Consider the following 16,316-nt stretch of genomic DNA (forward strand, 5'->3'; position numbering starts at 1 on the left):
CTTCGGAGCGCCTTCAGCACCAAACGATAAGCTCACACCGTCCTTATCTCGCTGGCATCGTGCTTACTTCCTCTCCTGCATCGCCGTACTTCATGCCAATTATCATAGCATAAAAGTACAAAAAGGGCAAGCAGAAATCCATGCCTGGCAGTCCCACTTACCGGCGGCGGTCCTCCTTGTCATCATCAATGGGCTTTACGTCGATGGTCATGCCCTTATGGCGGAATCGTTCTTCCCGCATGGCCGCTTCATAGCCGCGGCGGTAGGCGTCGTCATCGGAGGTATTCTTTTTGCCTCTAAACTTGCGCCACAAGTGAGAAATAAGGGATACGATAACCAGCAGCAGGATGATATTGAACATAACGCCGAGAATATCAGCCATAAAGCCCATATTCCCCCAGCCGAACAAGCTGCTCAGCATACTGCCTAAAAACATGCCGCCGGCCAGCAAGCCGATATTGCGCATGGCACTGCCCCAGCCCGACGATTGGTTCGTCCGGGTCTGCGTATTCGTGCGGGCATTGGCCTGCTGCGCGTTTTGGCGGGCCTGCTGATTGGTCTGATTATTCGTCGTTCTGTTCGTCGTGTTGTTTCGGACGGTCCCCTTCGATCCCGACGGCAAGGCTTTGGGAGCCGACACGCGCACGCCGCCGCGGGCGGCAAAGACCGGCGTCGAAACGACAGGCGCGGCCGCGGCAATGACCAGTCCGGCCAAACATACGACAGCAATTTTCTTTAATTTCATAGTACACTCTCCATTTCAATATCTAGGCATTACTATATTACAATACTGTATATATTATATTACACTAAAAACGCAAAAAAGAGCAAGGCGAAAACTTGCTCCTCTTATGTAAAATCCATATATGCCGCCGCGAAAGCTATGTATTGGATTATATTAATCGAATTAAATTGGGGAAAATAAACCGACGATTGCCGGTTTATTTCAATTTCTGATTCTGACACGTACCGCTGACGAGGTCGTACAAATTGACGCCGGAAAAATACGCCGTCAGCTGTTCCTGCAGCTGCCCGAAAGACGTATGAAGGCCGCAGTCGCCGCCGTTGCGTTCGCGGTAGGGACACACAAACCCCTCGTCCAGGCAGTTGCTGAGCATATTTTCCCTGTCCATGACCTGAATCAAATCCATCAACGTAATATCATGCAGATTCTTTACCAGCCGGCAGCCGCCCTGGGCTCCGCGGATAATTTCGATGTATCCGGCCCGTTCCATTTTCTTGGAAATTTTATATGCAAACTGCCGCGGTATGAGCTGTTCATCGCTGATTTCCCGGATGTTTTTCAGCCGCAGGTTAATTAAAGAACGTAAAATTCTTACAGCATAATCAGTTTCTCTTGTAATGATCACGTTGAATCCCCTTTTACTTTGATGTAATTCTTGTCTTACGGTTTACCTGTTTTAGTACAGCGCAGATTCGCCTTCTTTCCTTACAATCCACTCTAATAGTACTTTATATAGTTACTATTATACTAAATTCTTCATTATTTTTCATCATTTTTTTTACAAAATAATTGTCCTTTTGGCGCCTGTTTCATATGCCTCCCCCTCCCGTATCAGCCGGCGGCCGCAAACGAAAGCCGCCTCTTGCACGGCCGATAAAAACCTTATATAATTATTACCAGTTGTATTTTAGGTTTATTGTATAAATGAGGTGGAATATGTCTTTAGTTGACGAAGTAAATAATCGCCGTACCTTTGCCATCATCTCCCATCCTGATGCTGGCAAGACGACGCTTACGGAAAAATTGTTGCTGTACGGAGGCGCAATCCATTTAGCCGGATCAGTCAAAGCGAGAAAAACGGCTAAACACGCCGTGTCCGACTGGATGGAAATCGAAAAGCAGCGCGGCATTTCCGTCACCAGTTCGGTCCTGCAGTTTGACTACGAAGGCCATCACATCAACATACTCGACACGCCGGGCCATCAGGACTTCAGCGAAGACACGTACCGCACCCTTATGGCAGCCGACAGTGCCGTCATGCTCATCGACGTGGCAAAGGGCGTCGAAGCGCAGACGAAAAAGCTGTTCCGCGTCTGTAAGGACAGAGGCATCCCTATCTTTACCTTTGTCAATAAAATCGACCATTTCGGACGAAATCCCTTCGACCTGATGGACGAAATCGAAAACATCCTCGGCATCCACGCCTACCCCATGAACTGGCCTATCGGCATCAACGGCAACTACGAAGGCATTTACGACCGGGAATCGGCCTCCATCGAGCTGTTTGAAAAGGACACGTCTCACGGCCAGCGCAAACTGGCTTCGACGAAGGGTTCTGCCGACGACCCCATTTTCAAGGACCTCCTCGACGAAGAAATTCACCAGTCCCTGATAGACGACATCGAGCTCCTCGACGCGGCCGGCGACAGCTTCGACATGGAAAAAGTAAAAAAGGGCCAGCTGACGCCTATGTTCTTCGGCTCGGCCATGACCAATTTCGGCGTCAAGCCCTTCCTGGAAAAATTCCTGGAAATGGCTCCCAAGCCTCAGCCTCGAAAATGTCTGGAAGGCGTAGTGGATCCCGAGTCGGATCAGTTCACATCCTTTGTCTTCAAAATTCAAGCCAACATGAATCCCCAGCATCATGACCGGGTCGTATTCATGCGCATCTGCTCCGGCAAGTTCGAAAAAGGCATGTCCGTCACCCATCGCCAGTCGGGCAAGACGCTGCGTTTAATGCAGCCTCAGCAGTTCCTGGCGACGGAGCGAACGATCATCGACGACGCCTACCCCGGCGACATCATCGGCGTATTCGACAACGGCACCATGGGCGTCGGCGACACCCTCTATGCCGGAAAGAAAAAGGTCACCTTCAAGGATTTCCCGACCTTCCCGCCGGAGCTGTTCGCCCGCATCCGGGCTAAGGACTCGATGAAGCGCAAACAGTTCCTCAAGGGCATGACCCAGCTGGCTCAGGAAGGGGCCGTCCAGATTTATGAAAATCTCGGCTCCATGGAAAGCTACATCGTCGGCGCCGTCGGGAAGCTGCAGTTTGAAGTGCTGGAATACCGACTCAAGCACGAATACGGCGTAGACTTGGAAATGAACATGCTGCCCTTTACGGTCGCCCGCTGGCTCCAGCTGAACGGCCACGAATACAGGGAACTGAAAAACGTCGACAGCGCCATGCTGGTCAAGGACCACAAGCAGCGATTGGTACTGCTCATCGCCAACGAATGGCAGACCAACTGGATTTGCGAGCGCAATCCGGACATTACGTTCTGCACGACGCCCGATGAGCTGGCCCTCGATGACGACGAAGAATAATAAATAATATCTGCATAATAAAAACACCTTCTCATGCTGACCACAGCACCGAGAAGGTGTTTGTTTTTATATGTTACCACATGCCCTTGGATTTCCAGAAGCTGCGCCGGCACATGACCAGCAAGGTCAGGATTTCCAGCCGGCCCAGCAGCATGGACAAGCACAGAATGCTTTTTGCAAAATCAGACAAATTCGCATACGTACACGTCGCGCCGGTAATCCCAAAGGCCGGGCCGATGCAGCCCATGGTGCTGACGCTGATGCCGACGGCATCGAAAATGTTCACGCCGTCCCACGTAAGCAGCAGCGCCCATAATACGATAAAGGCCATGTACAAAAAGAAAAACTGGCTCACGCGGACGACTGTATCGTCGCCGACGTAATGGCCGTTGATTTCTACGCGGCGCACCATGTTGGGATGAACCTTTTGAAAGGCCGTAATCCACAGGGCCTTGACCAAGATGACGACGCGGGATACCTTGAGGCCCGCCGCCGTCGAACCGGCACAGCCGCCGCAGATCATGAGAAAGAGCAGCAGCAGCTTGGAAAAGGCCGGCCACGTGTCATAATCTGCCGATACGAAGCCCGTCGTCGCAATGGATGCAACCTGGAACGAGGCGTATCGGAAGGCCGTCGTCCACTCGCCGCCGAAGGCATAGGCCAAATTCAGCATGATGAGGAGCGTCACAACGCCTAATATGAGCAAATAGGCCTTAAATTCCGTGTTCCGCCGCAAGACGCCGGGCCCCTTTTGATACACCTGATAGTACAAGCCGAAGTTTCCGCCGGCCAGTATCATGAAAAAGGTAATCCACCCTTCTACAACAGGATCGTCGAAATGGGCCACGCTGGCACTAAAGGTTGAAAACCCGCCGGCCGAAATAGTCGACAAGGCGTGGTTCAGGGCATTGATAAAATCCATGCCGCACAGGAGGAAAATAACCAGGGCGATGAGGGTAAAGCCGGAATACATGCGGAATAAGACATTCGTCATATCGTGAAGGCGGGGCAGCACGCGCTCCCGCGTCGGCCCGGCCACCTCGGCGTTGTACATGGACATAGTCGACTGTCCCGCTTCAGGCAGCAGGGCGATAAAGATGACGACGATGCCCAGCCCGCCGAGCCAATGGGTCATGCTGCGCCAAAAGAGGATGCTGTTCGGCAGCACCTCCAGGTCTTCAATGACCGTCGCCCCCGTGCCGGTAAACCCGGAAATACTTTCAAAGAGCCCGTCGAGGATTCCCAAGTACCCGCCCAATACATAGGGCAGCATGCCCAGGCCCGTCGCCAGCAGCCAGCCCAGGCCGGTAATGGCAATGCCTTCGCGTATCGTCAGGGCCTTCGTCCGGACGTGTCCCCGGCGCTGGCACAGAAAGGACACGGCCACGGCCGCGCCGATCGTCAGGATAAAGGGCACGGCGCTCTCTTCGCCGCACCAGAAAGCGATGCCCAGCGGGATGAGCATAGTCAGTCCCTGGATAAATGAAATTTTTCCTAAAAACCGGCATACGACATGTAAATCCATAGGCATCCTTTCGTTGAAATTCTCTGCTGGCCGCACGGCGGCAAACCTACCAGACGCGGCGCTTCCAAAACGACGGCATCAACAGGGCCAGGACGGGAAAAATTTCCAGCCTTCCCATGAGCATGGACAGGCACACGACGGCCTTGCTGAACGAGGGCATATCCGCATAGGTGCACGTCGCCCCAAACAGGCCGAAGCTCGGCCCGCAGCTGCCCATCGTCGTGATAGCTACGCCCAGGGCGTCAAAAATGGGAATGCCGTCGAAGACCAGCAGCACGGTCCACAATATGTCCAGCATGACATATACGAAGAAAAACCGGGCTACGCCGTACAGTACGTCTTCGGAAAAGTCCTCCCCGTTGGAGCGGACATGCAGGACGAGGTGCGGGTGCATCTTCTGCCGTATGCGCAGGACGATCGTCTTGGCCAGCAGCATGAGGCGCGTCACCTTCAGCCCGCCGGCCGTCGAGCCGGCGCAGCCGCCGACAAAGATGAGAAAGACCAGGATAAACTGGGAAAAGGCCGGCCATTTGTCGAAATCGCTGGAAATGAACCCCGTCGACGACGACAAGGATGCAGCCTGGAAAAAGGACTGGCGGAACGCTTCGCTCCACGCCCAGCCCTGCGCAGAGGCCAAATTGGCCGCCATCAGCACCGTCGCCGCGGCGACGAGGCCGACATAGGTGCGAAATTCCGTATCGTGCAGGATGACCTTGGGCCCCCGCTTCCACGCCGCCACGTACATGCCGAAGTTGGCGCTGGAAATCATCATGAAAAAGGCCAGCACCCCTTCGATCAGCGGGCTGTCGAAATAGGCCACGCTGGTGTTATAAGGGGAAAAGCCGCCCGTCGCAATCGTCGAGCAGGCATGGTTCAGCGCTATGAGGAACGACATGCCGCAGGCCATGCAGGCCAGCGTAGCCGCCGTCGTAAATACGACGTACACGCAGAACAGGGCTTTAGCCATTTCCTTTACGCGCGGCACGTTCCGGTCCGACGTCGGCCCCGTGCTCTCGGCGTTGAACATATGAACCGTCCCCCGCCCCAACTGAGGAAATAAGGCGATAAAGATAACGATGATGCCGAGACCACCGAACCAATGGGTCAGGGACCGCCACAGCAAAATGCCCTGCGGCATGATTTCCAAATCGGGAATGACCGTCGCCCCCGTGCCGGACAAGCCGGAAATGCACTCGAATATGCCGTCCAGCACAGACAAATAGCCGCCGGCAGCATAGGGCACCATGCCCAAAAACATGACCATAATCCATCCTAAGGCCGTAATCGCAATGCCCTCGCGGTTCGTAACCTCACCGGCAGGCGCCGTTCCGTATGCCGTCAGGCCCTTGCCCAAGGCCAGGCACACGCTGATGGCGACGGCAAAGGCGAATACGCTGCTTTCACTATACCACAAGGACACGGCCAGGGGAAGGACCATGCCGCAGCCGTAGGCCCAGGACAGCCGGCCTAATACATACCATACTATTTTCAAATCCATTTAACGCGACGCCTCCTACCAACGGCGCTTAAAGGCCTGGGCTGCCGTCTGCAGCACGATGAGAAAGGAAAAGATTTCCAATCGTCCCAGAATCATCAAAAAAGCGCAGTAGGCCTTCAGCCAGGCCGGTTCTGCGGAAAATTCGACGACGCCGAACAAGTGGGCCGTCGCGCCGGCGCTGGTCAGGCAGCCCGCCGCGACCCCCATGGACTGCAAGGGCGTCATGCCGGACAACGAGATGATAATCGTCGATACGAAAAATACAGCCATAAATAAGAAAAAATAGCTGAGAACCCGGCTGATGATCTTCATATCGACAGGAACGCCGCTGACCTTTAAGCTGATGACCATGCGCGGATGCAGGAGATGGCGCATTTCCTGAGCCGCTATCTTGAACAGCACGATAAACCGCATGACCCGCAGGCCGCCCGTCGCCGAGCCGATACAGCCGCCGACAAAGACGATGAGCAATAAGATAAATTTATCAAAATCAGGCCATGCCGAAACGTCGGCCGTAATAAAACCGCTCGTACTATAAAAGGAAAGGACGTGGAAAAATCCGAACCGCAGGCTGTCTGCCCCGTCGTACACGCCCATCTTCCACAAGTGGAAGGACACGAGAAGGGCCGTCCCCAGCAAGACGCCTAAAAACACGCGGAGCTCCGTATCCTGAAAGGCCGACCTGAGGTCCCGCCGCTCAAAGCTTTTCCAATACAGCAGGAAATTGCCGCAGGCCAACAGCATGGAAAAGGCGCAGGCCCATTCCAGGGCCGGATTGCCGCCGGACATGAAGGAAAATGGCGCGTCGCCGCTCGTCGATATGCTGCGAAAAGCGCTCGTGCAGGCATCGAACAAGGACAGTCCGGCCAGCAAATAAGCCAGGATAGACAGGACCGTAATGGCCGCGTATATCTTCCCTACCTGGCGGGCCGCAATATCCATGCGCCCCAGCATGGGGCTGAAGCTGATGCTCTGATGAACGGACAAGGTCAGGCCGAAGCAGCCGCTGACCTGAGGAATAATCGTCACCATCAGCAGGATGAAGTTCAAGCCGCCCAGCCATTCCATCAGGCCGTGCCACAAGACCAGCGAACGGGGCACATCGCCGGCCGGCCCGACGGCGCAGGACAGGCCGACAGTCGTATAGGCCGAAATGCTTTCAAAAAACGCGTCGGCGACAGGTAAAGCACCGGAAAATAGATACGGCAGCATGCCGACGCCTCCCAGCATGACCCATACGAGAACCATGTACCAGGCGCCGCCGGCAACGCCCAGCTGCTTGCTGTGCCGGCGGCCGAATCCCATCATCAGCCCGCCCAAGACCAGCGTGACTGCCATGGAAGGGCCGAAATACAAATACGCCGGCTCTCCCCAGGAAAAGGCGCACAGCAGGGGAATCAAAAAGGCCAGGCCGTTCAGAATTGCCATCCTTCCCAGAAGGAAGAAAAACAAATACATGTGCATCTCAATCCCTGCCTTTGAAATATTTCATGACTTCCTTGGAATGCGTCGTCTGGATAAACAAGATAACCCGGTCGCCGGCCATCAGCGCCGACTGGCCGTTTGGAATAAAGGCGTCTTCACCGCGCACGTAAGCGCATACCAGGCATTCCCTGGGCAGCCGGACGTCCATGAGGCGTTTGCCGGCTACAGGAGCGCCGTCCTGAACGATGACTTCGACAGCTTCGGCTTTAGCCCCCTCCAAGAGGGAAACAGACACGACGCCGCCGCGGCGGACGAAGGCCAATACTTCGCTGGCCGACAAGAGGCGCGTAGACAATACGATGTCGACGCCGACCTTTTCCATCAGGTCCGTATATTCAGCCCGCGATACGCGGACGATGGTCTTCTTCGCGCCGAAATGCTTGGCGATCAGGGCCAGCATGAGGTTCAGGCGGTCGTCGTCTGTAATGCACACGACGACGTCCGCTTCGGCAATGCCTTCCTGCTCCAGCAGGTTCAGGTCCGTGCCGTCGCCGCAGATAGCGATGCCGTTGTCCATTTTTTCCGCCGCCAGCAGGCACCGTTCCCTGTTTTTGTCGAAAATCTTGACCTGCACGCCCTGCTTGTCCAGCATGGGGGCGAGAAAGCGTCCTGTCCGGCCAGCGCCGATGATGATGGCCCGCTCTACCCGCTTCGTGTCGCTCTGCACAAAATTCACGCTGAATTTCTCGATCGCCTTGGGGTCGCCGATAAAATACGCGTTGTCATGAGGCAGAAGCTGGTCATCGCCGTGAGGGATAATCATGCGGTGGTCCCGGAAAATCATGCCGACCAGTATAGACGGCGGAATTTCCAGATCCTTGAAGGGAATATTGACCAAGGGAGAACGGCGCCGCACTTTGGTTTCAAACAAGCGCACCTTGCCGTTGGCAAAATCCTCTACGTTCAGCGCCGCCGGCGTCATGATAATGCGGTTGATTTCCTGGGCCGTAATCAGCTCCGGATTCAGCATCAAATCGATATCGAAATTTTCTTTTAAATAATCTTTTGCTTCCGATAAAAACTGCATATCCCGGATACGGGCCGCTGTATAGGCAATGCCGTGCTTCTTCGCCAGAATACAAGCTACCATATTGACTTCGTCGATAGCCGTCGCCGCGACGAGGACGTCCGAGCCTTGTATGTCGGGATTGTTCATCGTAATCGGGCTGGCGCCGTTGGCATGGACAGTCAGGACGTCTAAGGTATTTTTGACGACTTCCAGCCGCTCCTCATCGTGGTCTACGACGACGACGTCGAACTGCTCGTTTGACAACAGCTCGGCAATGCTGTATCCCAGCTTGCCGGCGCCTACAACTACTATGCGCATATGCTCACCTCTGTATCGTAAAAATGCTCATGCTGCTTTGATTATAGCAGCACATTAGGCAGTGTATGTTATACTGCATTCACTGTCTACGCTACTATATCATAAAAGCACTGCCGTGGCTAGAAGCGAACAGACAATCGCCGGAAATTTTACATGGATAAGCCTGTATCTCTAGCAACAACAGGCTAAATATGATAAAATTAGTTGTTTGTTATATCATGTAAAAATTATGAAACAAGAGGGTTATCATGGCTAATAAGTTCGTATCGGGGACCTTGATTCTGACGCTTTCCGGCTTTGTCGTCAAAGCCATCGGCAGCATCAACTGGATTATCTTATCCCGTATTCTCGGCGGCGAAGGCATTGGCATTTACCAAATGGCCTTCCCTATTTATCTGCTGGCACTGGACGTATCCAGCGCCGGCCTCCCTATCGCCATTTCCATCATTACGGCGGAAAAGGTAGCGAAGCAGGACTATCTCGGGGCACAGCGCATCTTCCGCGTGTCCTTGTCCATGCTGTGCACGACGGCTTTATTTCTCAGCATCCTCATGTTCTTCGGCGCGGAGTTCCTCATCGACGAACAGATCATCCGTGAAAGCCGTGCCTATTATTCGCTCATCGCCTTAGCGCCGGCTATCTTCTTCACGACGGTCATTGCCGGATACCGCGGGTATTTGCAGGGCTGGCAGCAAATGACTCCGACAGCCCTATCCCAAATCGTAGAGCAGCTGGTCCGCGTCGTCGTCATGCTCGGCTTTGCGGCCCTGCTCCTGCCTTACGGCCTCGACTACGCCGCAGGCGGCGCCAGCTTGGGCGCGGGCGCAGGCGGTCTGGCAGCCTGGCTCGTCTTAATTTATTACTATTATAAGCTGAAGCGCTCCCTGCCCTCGGACGGCCCTGTATATCCGAAGGAAGACATCCGGCATATTTTAAAGCGCCTCGTCGTCCTGGCCGTGCCCATCTCCTTATCGAGCATCATGCTTCCCGTCGTGTCGAACCTGGATTTGCTCATCGTTCCCCGCCGTCTGGAAGTCGCAGGATACGCTACGGCCCAGGCGACGGAATTGTTCGGCTATCTGACGGGCATGTCCGTGCCCCTCATCAACTTGGCGACAATTTTGACGGCGGCCATGGCCATGAGCCTCGTGCCGGCCATCAGCCACAGCTTTACGCTGAAAAATTTCGACGAAATATACGAGCGCACGGCCAGCGCCATGCGCATCTCCTTTCTCGTGACGATTCCCTTCAGCGTCATGCTTTACGTCATGGCCGAGCCCGTCGTCACCTTTATTTACAACGCGCCGGCTGCGACGGATGCGACGAGAGCCGTTGCCATCGCCATTTGCTTCCTCGGCCTGCATCAGATCACGACGGCTATCCTCCAGGGCTTAAAGAAGCCTAAAATCCCGGTCATCAACATGGCCGTAGCCTGCGTGGCCAAGGTGGCCTGCAACTGGTTCTTAGTCGCCATTCCGGCCTTCGGCATCACCGGCGCCTCCTATGCGACTGTAGCCGACATCGGCGTCGCCGCCGCCCTGAACCTGTTTTTCATCTACCGCCATACGGGCTATATCATTCACGCCAATATCATCGTAAAGAACGTCGTTTCTGCCGCGATTATGGGCGTCATCATGTATTTCGTCTACGATTTCCTCTATCTGCACATCGGCCTGTTCCTCAGCCTCTTCCTGACCTGCCTGTTAGGCTCGGCAATCTACATCGGCCTCATGGCCCTGACCGGCGGCGTAACCAGAGAAGACGCCGCAAAGATGCCCTTCATAGGCCGGTTCTTTTAAACAGTATATCTCATCAATCAAACTATCAGTAAATGATAAGTACCCTCTTTACTGGACACCCCAGTAAGGAGGGTACTTTTTATGCGTTATCCCTATAAATTTAAGAGAACCTGTGTAAACTTATATCGCAAAGGAAGCTGGCCCCCACACCGAAGAACTGAACACCCGGCAAAGTCATAAAACGATCCGGGAATCGTTCCGCATGGAAAAAGCACAATATCTCGAATTGATTTGCTTGGGATTCTAATGGCGCCGCCCTGAATACGGCCGGTGTTCTGCACAACCCCTGCCTGAATTTGGACCGTCTTTCCCTGCAGTACGCCGCTGCTTTCCACAGCTTCCTTCGTATCCATTTCGAGATTCTTGGCGCATCCTCTGAAACAAGGTCGGCATTTTCAGCAATATTGTCCATAAGAAATCCTAACTGCAATCCAGCATTCACTTTGCTGCCGACAGTTTTAGAAAGTACACTCACTTGGCTGTTGTAGAAATACTCTTCTCAACCGTGATTTGTGTCAATTTTTCACTAGCCTTAGCAGCTGCCAAGGCAGCTACTTTTTTAACATTTCCCATATACCACTGAAAAGTTCTCGCCTGATCCGTGCGGATAATGATTCGGTAACTTTAACTATATATTTCTATCATATACGCAAAACACGGAGGCAGCAAGTTCTCTGCACTTGCTGCCTCCGTGTTTTATATTCAGATGCCGAACCTTCTATCCTGCATCTATGATTCAGTTGGTGGGCTTACCGAGCATATACTCGAACCACTTTATTCAAGTATTCGATCGATATTTTACTATCTCCATTCCGCGCAATCCATTCAATGCGTTCATTTCAAATTGATGAGCATTTTACATCATGAATTCCATTGTGTAACCATAAATTTCTTAATATCTTTAACTAATTTTTCAACAAACCGAATTTGTTCTTCACATTCCTCCTGACTTACAACAAAAAAGTCATCGTAATCGCTGGCTTCCCTAATAAGGGCCAACATGTGTATCCCTCTGCCACATTCTTTGGGTAATTTTCCAGTAGAAATATATTCTTTATTAAAATTTCCCAATAACGTTTTATGTTTTTTAAAATCTGTATTTTGCAAGGCAAATACAGCTCTCATTGCAAAAAAAGCCGCATAGTAACTGCGATTAATTGCGTCTTTATAGTGTTTATTCGTGTATAATTCTTTTGCAACAATAAGCGTTTCTTCAGCTCTGGCCAATCTATACCGGGATAATTCTATATTATCCAATTCTGATGCCTTCTTTCTGTATATTCTGATAATATGGAACTATCTTTTCTCTTTGTTTAAATAATTCATAATTTTGAAAAACAGGAGAAATCCATACATTGTATTTATCATTATACTCCATCGTAACATCTACAATTTTTTTCATCAAACTTATATATTGGTCTTGGGTTTTCTTTGTAAATATTACAATATCAATATCCGAATCATCGGTCTGTTCTCCACGCGCAAAGGAGCCATACAATTTTGCGGCAATAAAATCATCTTGTAAAATGGTGCTGATTCGCTTAACATATTCAATTAAAAATTCAGGAGTTTTTTGTTGATATTGTCCCATAAAAAATATCCTCCTTCATATTAATTATGTCATTATTATACTATGAAATGCAGGAAATATATAGAATGATAAATTACGTACAACATGCTATACATCCACAGATTACGGCATTACCCGAAAATCAATGATGATTGACAAAGGCTTTTCTACCTATATTCCACGACAACAAACTACTTAAAAATCACTAAAACAGAGCATCGCAAACCATACGGCATGCTTACCGGTAAACAAAAGTCAAATACCAAAAAAGCGCCCATATCTTGAGCGCTCTTTTGATAGCATGGTTACAATACATCAGGATGAGATCGGGCAGGATACCGTTACAATCAGCTATTCATTGAGTATCATATATACTACAACTAATCCGGCTGTATATGACATTCGCGAAAGCCAATATAATTTCCTACCAGTGCATGGTCTTTATATTTTGCATCCAACAGCTTCCCTTCCAATAATGTATCGAGAACCTCCTGCAGCAGCTTCAAATTTTTGCCGCGCTTCTTCATGAGTTTGATATCTTTGCGGAATTTTGCAGTCGTGACTAATTCATACGTCATACGCCCAAGTCCTCAAATAATTCTTTCGCATTCGCATACCGCTTTGCCGGAACCATTCCTGCCGCAATGTTCCTAGCTTCCTGCATAGCCGCTTCGGTTTCCGCATTATACCGCGGCTGTTTCACGTCAAAGGGCAGCCCGCCTTCCATCAACGATTTGCGCAAAAAGATATTTACGGCGTCGCTGACGGTAATCCCAAAGCTGGAAAATAGCTTTTCTACATCGGCTTTAATTTCTGGCTCAATTCGTATATTAATTGTCGCTGTTTTGGCCATAATAATCACCTCTTATGGTCATTGTATTATGTTTGTATTACATTTACAATACAAATATGCAAATTAATTGATAATGTGTAAATGTAGCAGCACAGAACAAAGCCGATCCTAACAGCACCATAGATGACTATAAGGCCATCTGCTACGGCAGCTCCGTCAACGCACACATCCATCGGGAATCCAATACCAGGATATATCTGTATAGACGACAATCGTACATAAGGCCATGACAGCCATATGCCGTATCCCCAGCTCAAGGCGGCAGCTGTATCAACAGTTATGTCTCAGGCATCAGCTGCTCTCCGCAGCTGTCATCCGATGGTTGGCTGCCGAATCATAGGTCACGCCGTCAAATACGCCGGACACGACGCCTTCGCTGTTAATACTGTATTCCGCTCCGTCCGGCAATGTGGGCTTGGACTGGAGATAGGCTTTGCCGGAGCTGTCCTTCTTTACCAGATCGTCGACGGAATTGGGATACGCGTTAGTTTCGACTGCATACAGCGCCGCCGCATTGCTGATCGTATGCAAATCGGCCTCACGCTTAGCGATTTTTGTAGTTTTCCCGGCCGATGTGAACTTCGGCACGGCAACGGTAGCTAAAATCAAAATAATGCTGACGACAACCAGCATTTCCATGTATGTATGGTAGTGTAATTTCTACACTTCATTTTCGCCGATTAAAAAAAATCGTCACTACTAAGCAAGTAGTGACGATTAGAACTCCCATGAAATTATTAAATTTGAAGATTGTGATTATGAAAAATCATCCTCTTCTTCTAATTTTTCCAATATTTCTTCCATATCAACCTCATCACCGTTTGGTAACTCTACGGTATCTTCTTCTGTTTTATTTGCAATGTCTATTGCAAATATCGTACAGTTCTCTCCATCCATTCCCGCTTGAATAGCAGCCTCTTCCAAATTTTTCTCATTCGGATCATCAATCTCCCAATCGTTCAAAACTTCTTGACAAGCTTTGTCGAAGTGATCTTTAGAAAATGCTTGCGCTTTTTCTTTATCTCTTGACACATATACAATAGAACCATCCAGCATTACAACATAAACGTAATCTTTACTCATTAAAGCACCTCATTTCTATTAATGTTTTATGTTAATTATATCATATTTTTTGTTCGTGATGAATTCGTAAATCCCGAAACGAGTTGTCAAGGATTTTTCAATCATTTCATAAAAAATTCAGTTGACTTAGTGTTCCTTGCCTCTTACAATGAAAATAGCAAACGGACATTGCCTTTGAAAAGGAGGTGAATATACATGGCAAAGAAACTTGATTTTTCGTACCTAAACGATTCGGGTAAAAAGGTATCTGGTGCCGCTGCATTTACCCATTATGTTTATACTGAAAAAGGCGGGGTTCAGGGTTATAATGACGAAGTTGGAGCCGAATATGTTGCCGAGTTTATTCGTCAAAATTCCGACATCATTAACGAAGGAATAGAGAAAAAAGTTCGTCGTTCTCGCCTTAAAGTCGTGTAATAAAAAGGGTATCATCGAGCTTGCAACCTCGATGATACCCTTTTTATGTTGTTCTATCACATCTGCTGTATCTCGTTTTTGAGCATACGCTTGATTTTGTCGCTCATGGTTTCGGTGCTGGTATCGCTGAAATGGACGCGCACCTTGTAGGTGGTCTTACCGATTTTCTTTACCAGCGCGGGGACGTCCTCCGGCGCTCTGGCCGGGGTAGTGTCTACATTCTGAATGGTACGGGTTTCTTCGCTCATGGCGCTCCTTTCTCCGGGCGGGGCTGCGCCGTCCGGCAAAAAATTACTCATGCTTACGGTTTACAATGTCTTTCGCCGCCTGTTTGGTGGCTCCGGCGTTTTCCTCCCGGAAGTTCTTCCCGGCAAGGTCGATATTATGGCCGGCTTCAACGAGCAGCACGCCATCGTCACCTGTCACGGCAATCCCTGCCGTGCGGTTCAGCACATCCTGATTGGCAAAATGCGTTACCGTAGTATCCATGACGACATCATGCTGCGCCGACAACTGCACGGAATCGGCCGCCGTCAGCAGGCCGCCCTGGTAGATATCCGATTCGCTTTGGATTCCAATGGAGCCGCCCTGAATACGGCCAGTGTTCTGTACCAGCCCTGCCTGAATTTGAACAGTCTTTCCCTGCAGCACGCCGCTGTTTTCCACAGCTTCTTTCGTATCGATCACGAGATTCTTGGCGCTCAGCAGACTGCCGTCGGCAGATAACGTCATATCGCTGTTGGCCCGCAGATAGACACGGGGATAAACGACCTCCTGCGGCTCGCCGTTTACCATGACCGTCTTCGTTTCCAGCCATACCATATCGCTGGTAAGGGCTGCGACTTGTTCCGGCGATAGGGATACGCCCGGCACGAGGCCCGTTTCTTTGGCATAGGCAATCCCTGCATCCATCAGGGCCTTATACTCTTCCATATCGCTGCTGTAACCGTCCAGATACCGCTGTCCCGTCTGGTTTAAAATCTGGTCGCGGATGAGCTGTTGTTCGTAAAACCCATCGCCTAAGCGTTTCCGTACCCGTTCCAGGTGTCATTTTATCTGTTCCTACATATAGTCCGAAAATAAAGAAATAATTATGTGTATATTATTACTATTAATATAAGAAAAAGAAACACATCAATATAAGCGTCTTTTTTTTGATCATGAATTTTAAAATACTTACATCTAGCATAGACTACAACTAAAAACCATAATATGAAAGCACCTGATAAAAGATTTAAAGAAGTTTTCATACTTTCTAATGAAGAGGTGTATATATTTGTATAAATAGAATATACTAACGAAAAAATAAAAAGAATATTAGTAAACCAAAAAAAACTTAGATGGAGCATACATATTTATCATCATTTCTTTTTTAGTTAAGAATTTTTTTAATATAAATGATTTTACGAGCCATAGAATTATTAGCGGAAACATTACATAGTAAGTCATAAAGAATTTTAAATTCAT

Annotated in this window: 17 protein-coding genes; 3 read left to right on the top strand and 14 right to left on the bottom strand. The window is 50.1% G+C overall.

Features of this window, described 5'->3' with window-relative positions; all coding sequences use genetic code 11:
* Nucleotides 1-157 precede the first annotated feature (157 nt).
* Both DKB62_RS00945 and DKB62_RS00950 read right to left on the bottom strand, forming a co-directional pair.
* The gene (locus DKB62_RS00945) at nucleotides 158-745 is read right to left on the bottom strand and encodes a hypothetical protein (RefSeq protein WP_107196118.1); all 588 of its coding nucleotides are present in this window, start codon (nucleotides 743-745) and stop codon (nucleotides 158-160) included.
* A 196-nt stretch (nucleotides 746-941) separates the two neighbouring features.
* Entirely contained in the window at nucleotides 942-1,370 is a 429-nt protein-coding gene (locus DKB62_RS00950) for an RrF2 family transcriptional regulator (RefSeq protein WP_087477018.1), read from the bottom strand.
* Nucleotides 1,371-1,681: 311 nt separating this feature from the next.
* On the opposite strand from DKB62_RS00950, the gene DKB62_RS00955 reads away from it, so the two are divergent.
* Nucleotides 1,682-3,292: a peptide chain release factor 3 gene (locus DKB62_RS00955; RefSeq protein ID WP_107196117.1), complete on the top strand. Its 1,611-nt coding sequence runs from the start codon at nucleotides 1,682-1,684 to the stop codon at nucleotides 3,290-3,292.
* Nucleotides 3,293-3,365: 73 nt separating this feature from the next.
* Here the strand turns inward: DKB62_RS00955 and DKB62_RS00960 are convergent, their stop codons facing one another.
* From DKB62_RS00960 to trkA, 4 genes are read right to left on the bottom strand one after another with little or no spacing between them, the layout of a single operon-like run.
* A complete protein-coding gene (locus tag DKB62_RS00960) occupies nucleotides 3,366-4,817 on the bottom strand; it encodes a TrkH family potassium uptake protein (protein WP_107196116.1) in 1,452 nt (483 codons plus the stop codon).
* A gap of 46 nt (nucleotides 4,818-4,863) precedes the next feature.
* Nucleotides 4,864-6,315, bottom strand: coding sequence for a TrkH family potassium uptake protein (locus DKB62_RS00965; protein ID WP_107196115.1), 1,452 nt, complete (start codon nucleotides 6,313-6,315; stop codon nucleotides 4,864-4,866).
* A 15-nt stretch (nucleotides 6,316-6,330) separates the two neighbouring features.
* Nucleotides 6,331-7,743, bottom strand: coding sequence for a TrkH family potassium uptake protein (locus DKB62_RS00970; RefSeq protein WP_232818796.1), 1,413 nt, complete (start codon nucleotides 7,741-7,743; stop codon nucleotides 6,331-6,333).
* A gap of 37 nt (nucleotides 7,744-7,780) precedes the next feature.
* Complete coding sequence (gene trkA / locus DKB62_RS00975; protein ID WP_107196113.1) at nucleotides 7,781-9,127, bottom strand: Trk system potassium transporter TrkA; 1,347 nt, start codon at nucleotides 9,125-9,127, stop codon at nucleotides 7,781-7,783.
* 248 nt (nucleotides 9,128-9,375) lie between these two features.
* On the opposite strand from trkA, the gene DKB62_RS00980 reads away from it, so the two are divergent.
* On the top strand, nucleotides 9,376-10,926 hold the full coding sequence (locus DKB62_RS00980) for a putative polysaccharide biosynthesis protein (protein ID WP_087477024.1): 1,551 nt from the start codon (nucleotides 9,376-9,378) through the stop codon (nucleotides 10,924-10,926).
* Nucleotides 10,927-11,787: 861 nt separating this feature from the next.
* Here DKB62_RS00980 and DKB62_RS00990 read toward each other — a convergent pair.
* The 6 genes from DKB62_RS00990 to DKB62_RS01015 form a co-directional block, all read right to left on the bottom strand.
* On the bottom strand, nucleotides 11,788-12,183 hold the full coding sequence (locus tag DKB62_RS00990; RefSeq protein WP_157949714.1) for a HEPN domain-containing protein: 396 nt from the start codon (nucleotides 12,181-12,183) through the stop codon (nucleotides 11,788-11,790).
* A complete protein-coding gene (locus DKB62_RS00995; RefSeq protein ID WP_107196110.1) occupies nucleotides 12,176-12,517 on the bottom strand; it encodes a nucleotidyltransferase domain-containing protein in 342 nt (113 codons plus the stop codon). Before DKB62_RS00995 ends, DKB62_RS00990 begins: the two co-directional genes overlap by 8 nt.
* Before the next feature lie 359 nt (nucleotides 12,518-12,876).
* On the bottom strand, nucleotides 12,877-13,074 hold the full coding sequence (locus tag DKB62_RS01000; protein ID WP_107196109.1) for a type II toxin-antitoxin system YafQ family toxin: 198 nt from the start codon (nucleotides 13,072-13,074) through the stop codon (nucleotides 12,877-12,879).
* Nucleotides 13,071-13,349, bottom strand: coding sequence for a type II toxin-antitoxin system RelB/DinJ family antitoxin (locus tag DKB62_RS01005; protein WP_107196108.1), 279 nt, complete (start codon nucleotides 13,347-13,349; stop codon nucleotides 13,071-13,073). Before DKB62_RS01005 ends, DKB62_RS01000 begins: the two co-directional genes overlap by 4 nt.
* A 291-nt stretch (nucleotides 13,350-13,640) precedes the next feature.
* Nucleotides 13,641-13,988: a competence type IV pilus major pilin ComGC gene (locus DKB62_RS01010; protein WP_107196107.1), complete on the bottom strand. Its 348-nt coding sequence runs from the start codon at nucleotides 13,986-13,988 to the stop codon at nucleotides 13,641-13,643.
* 117 nt (nucleotides 13,989-14,105) lie between these two features.
* Nucleotides 14,106-14,432, bottom strand: a complete 327-nt coding sequence (locus tag DKB62_RS01015) for a hypothetical protein (RefSeq protein ID WP_107196106.1) — start codon at nucleotides 14,430-14,432, stop codon at nucleotides 14,106-14,108.
* Nucleotides 14,433-14,627: 195 nt separating this feature from the next.
* Between DKB62_RS01015 and DKB62_RS01020 the strand changes: the two genes are divergently transcribed.
* Nucleotides 14,628-14,849: a hypothetical protein gene (locus tag DKB62_RS01020; protein WP_107196105.1), complete on the top strand. Its 222-nt coding sequence runs from the start codon at nucleotides 14,628-14,630 to the stop codon at nucleotides 14,847-14,849.
* 56 nt (nucleotides 14,850-14,905) lie between these two features.
* Here DKB62_RS01020 and DKB62_RS01025 read toward each other — a convergent pair whose 3' ends face one another.
* Both DKB62_RS01025 and DKB62_RS01030 read right to left on the bottom strand, forming a co-directional pair.
* Nucleotides 14,906-15,097, bottom strand: coding sequence for a transposon-encoded TnpW family protein (locus tag DKB62_RS01025; protein WP_107196131.1), 192 nt, complete (start codon nucleotides 15,095-15,097; stop codon nucleotides 14,906-14,908).
* Between the two features lie 43 nt (nucleotides 15,098-15,140).
* The gene (locus tag DKB62_RS01030) at nucleotides 15,141-15,782 is read right to left on the bottom strand and encodes a hypothetical protein (RefSeq protein ID WP_107196104.1); all 642 of its coding nucleotides are present in this window, start codon (nucleotides 15,780-15,782) and stop codon (nucleotides 15,141-15,143) included.
* Nucleotides 15,783-16,316 lie beyond the last annotated feature (534 nt).

Origin of the sequence: Megasphaera stantonii (assembly GCF_003367905.1) — a bacterium.
Taxonomy (GTDB): Bacteria; Bacillota; Negativicutes; order Veillonellales; family Megasphaeraceae; genus Megasphaera; species Megasphaera stantonii.

Excerpts from the sequence above, each read along its gene's own strand:
- DKB62_RS01030 (WP_107196104.1), bottom strand. The coding sequence starts at position 15,782 with ATGGAAGAGTATAAGGCCCTGATGGATGCAGGGATTGCCTATGCCAAA.
- DKB62_RS00970 (WP_232818796.1), bottom strand. The coding sequence starts at position 7,743 with ATGGCAATTCTGAACGGCCTGGCCTTTTTGATTCCCCTGCTGTGCGCC.
- DKB62_RS00965 (WP_107196115.1), bottom strand. The coding sequence starts at position 6,315 with ATGGATTTGAAAATAGTATGGTATGTATTAGGCCGGCTGTCCTGGGCC.
- DKB62_RS00960 (WP_107196116.1), bottom strand. The coding sequence starts at position 4,817 with ATGGATTTACATGTCGTATGCCGGTTTTTAGGAAAAATTTCATTTATC.
- DKB62_RS00995 (WP_107196110.1), bottom strand. The coding sequence starts at position 12,517 with ATGGGACAATATCAACAAAAAACTCCTGAATTTTTAATTGAATATGTT.
- DKB62_RS01025 (WP_107196131.1), bottom strand. The coding sequence starts at position 15,097 with ATGAGCGAAGAAACCCGTACCATTCAGAATGTAGACACTACCCCGGCC.
- DKB62_RS01020 (WP_107196105.1), top strand. The coding sequence starts at position 14,628 with ATGGCAAAGAAACTTGATTTTTCGTACCTAAACGATTCGGGTAAAAAG.
- DKB62_RS01005 (WP_107196108.1), bottom strand. The coding sequence starts at position 13,349 with ATGGCCAAAACAGCGACAATTAATATACGAATTGAGCCAGAAATTAAA.
- DKB62_RS00945 (WP_107196118.1), bottom strand. The coding sequence starts at position 745 with ATGAAATTAAAGAAAATTGCTGTCGTATGTTTGGCCGGACTGGTCATT.
- trkA (WP_107196113.1), bottom strand. The coding sequence starts at position 9,127 with ATGCGCATAGTAGTTGTAGGCGCCGGCAAGCTGGGATACAGCATTGCC.
- DKB62_RS01010 (WP_107196107.1), bottom strand. The coding sequence starts at position 13,988 with ATGGAAATGCTGGTTGTCGTCAGCATTATTTTGATTTTAGCTACCGTT.
- DKB62_RS01000 (WP_107196109.1), bottom strand. The coding sequence starts at position 13,074 with ATGACGTATGAATTAGTCACGACTGCAAAATTCCGCAAAGATATCAAA.
- DKB62_RS00955 (WP_107196117.1), top strand. The coding sequence starts at position 1,682 with ATGTCTTTAGTTGACGAAGTAAATAATCGCCGTACCTTTGCCATCATC.
- DKB62_RS01015 (WP_107196106.1), bottom strand. The coding sequence starts at position 14,432 with ATGAGTAAAGATTACGTTTATGTTGTAATGCTGGATGGTTCTATTGTA.
- DKB62_RS00980 (WP_087477024.1), top strand. The coding sequence starts at position 9,376 with ATGGCTAATAAGTTCGTATCGGGGACCTTGATTCTGACGCTTTCCGGC.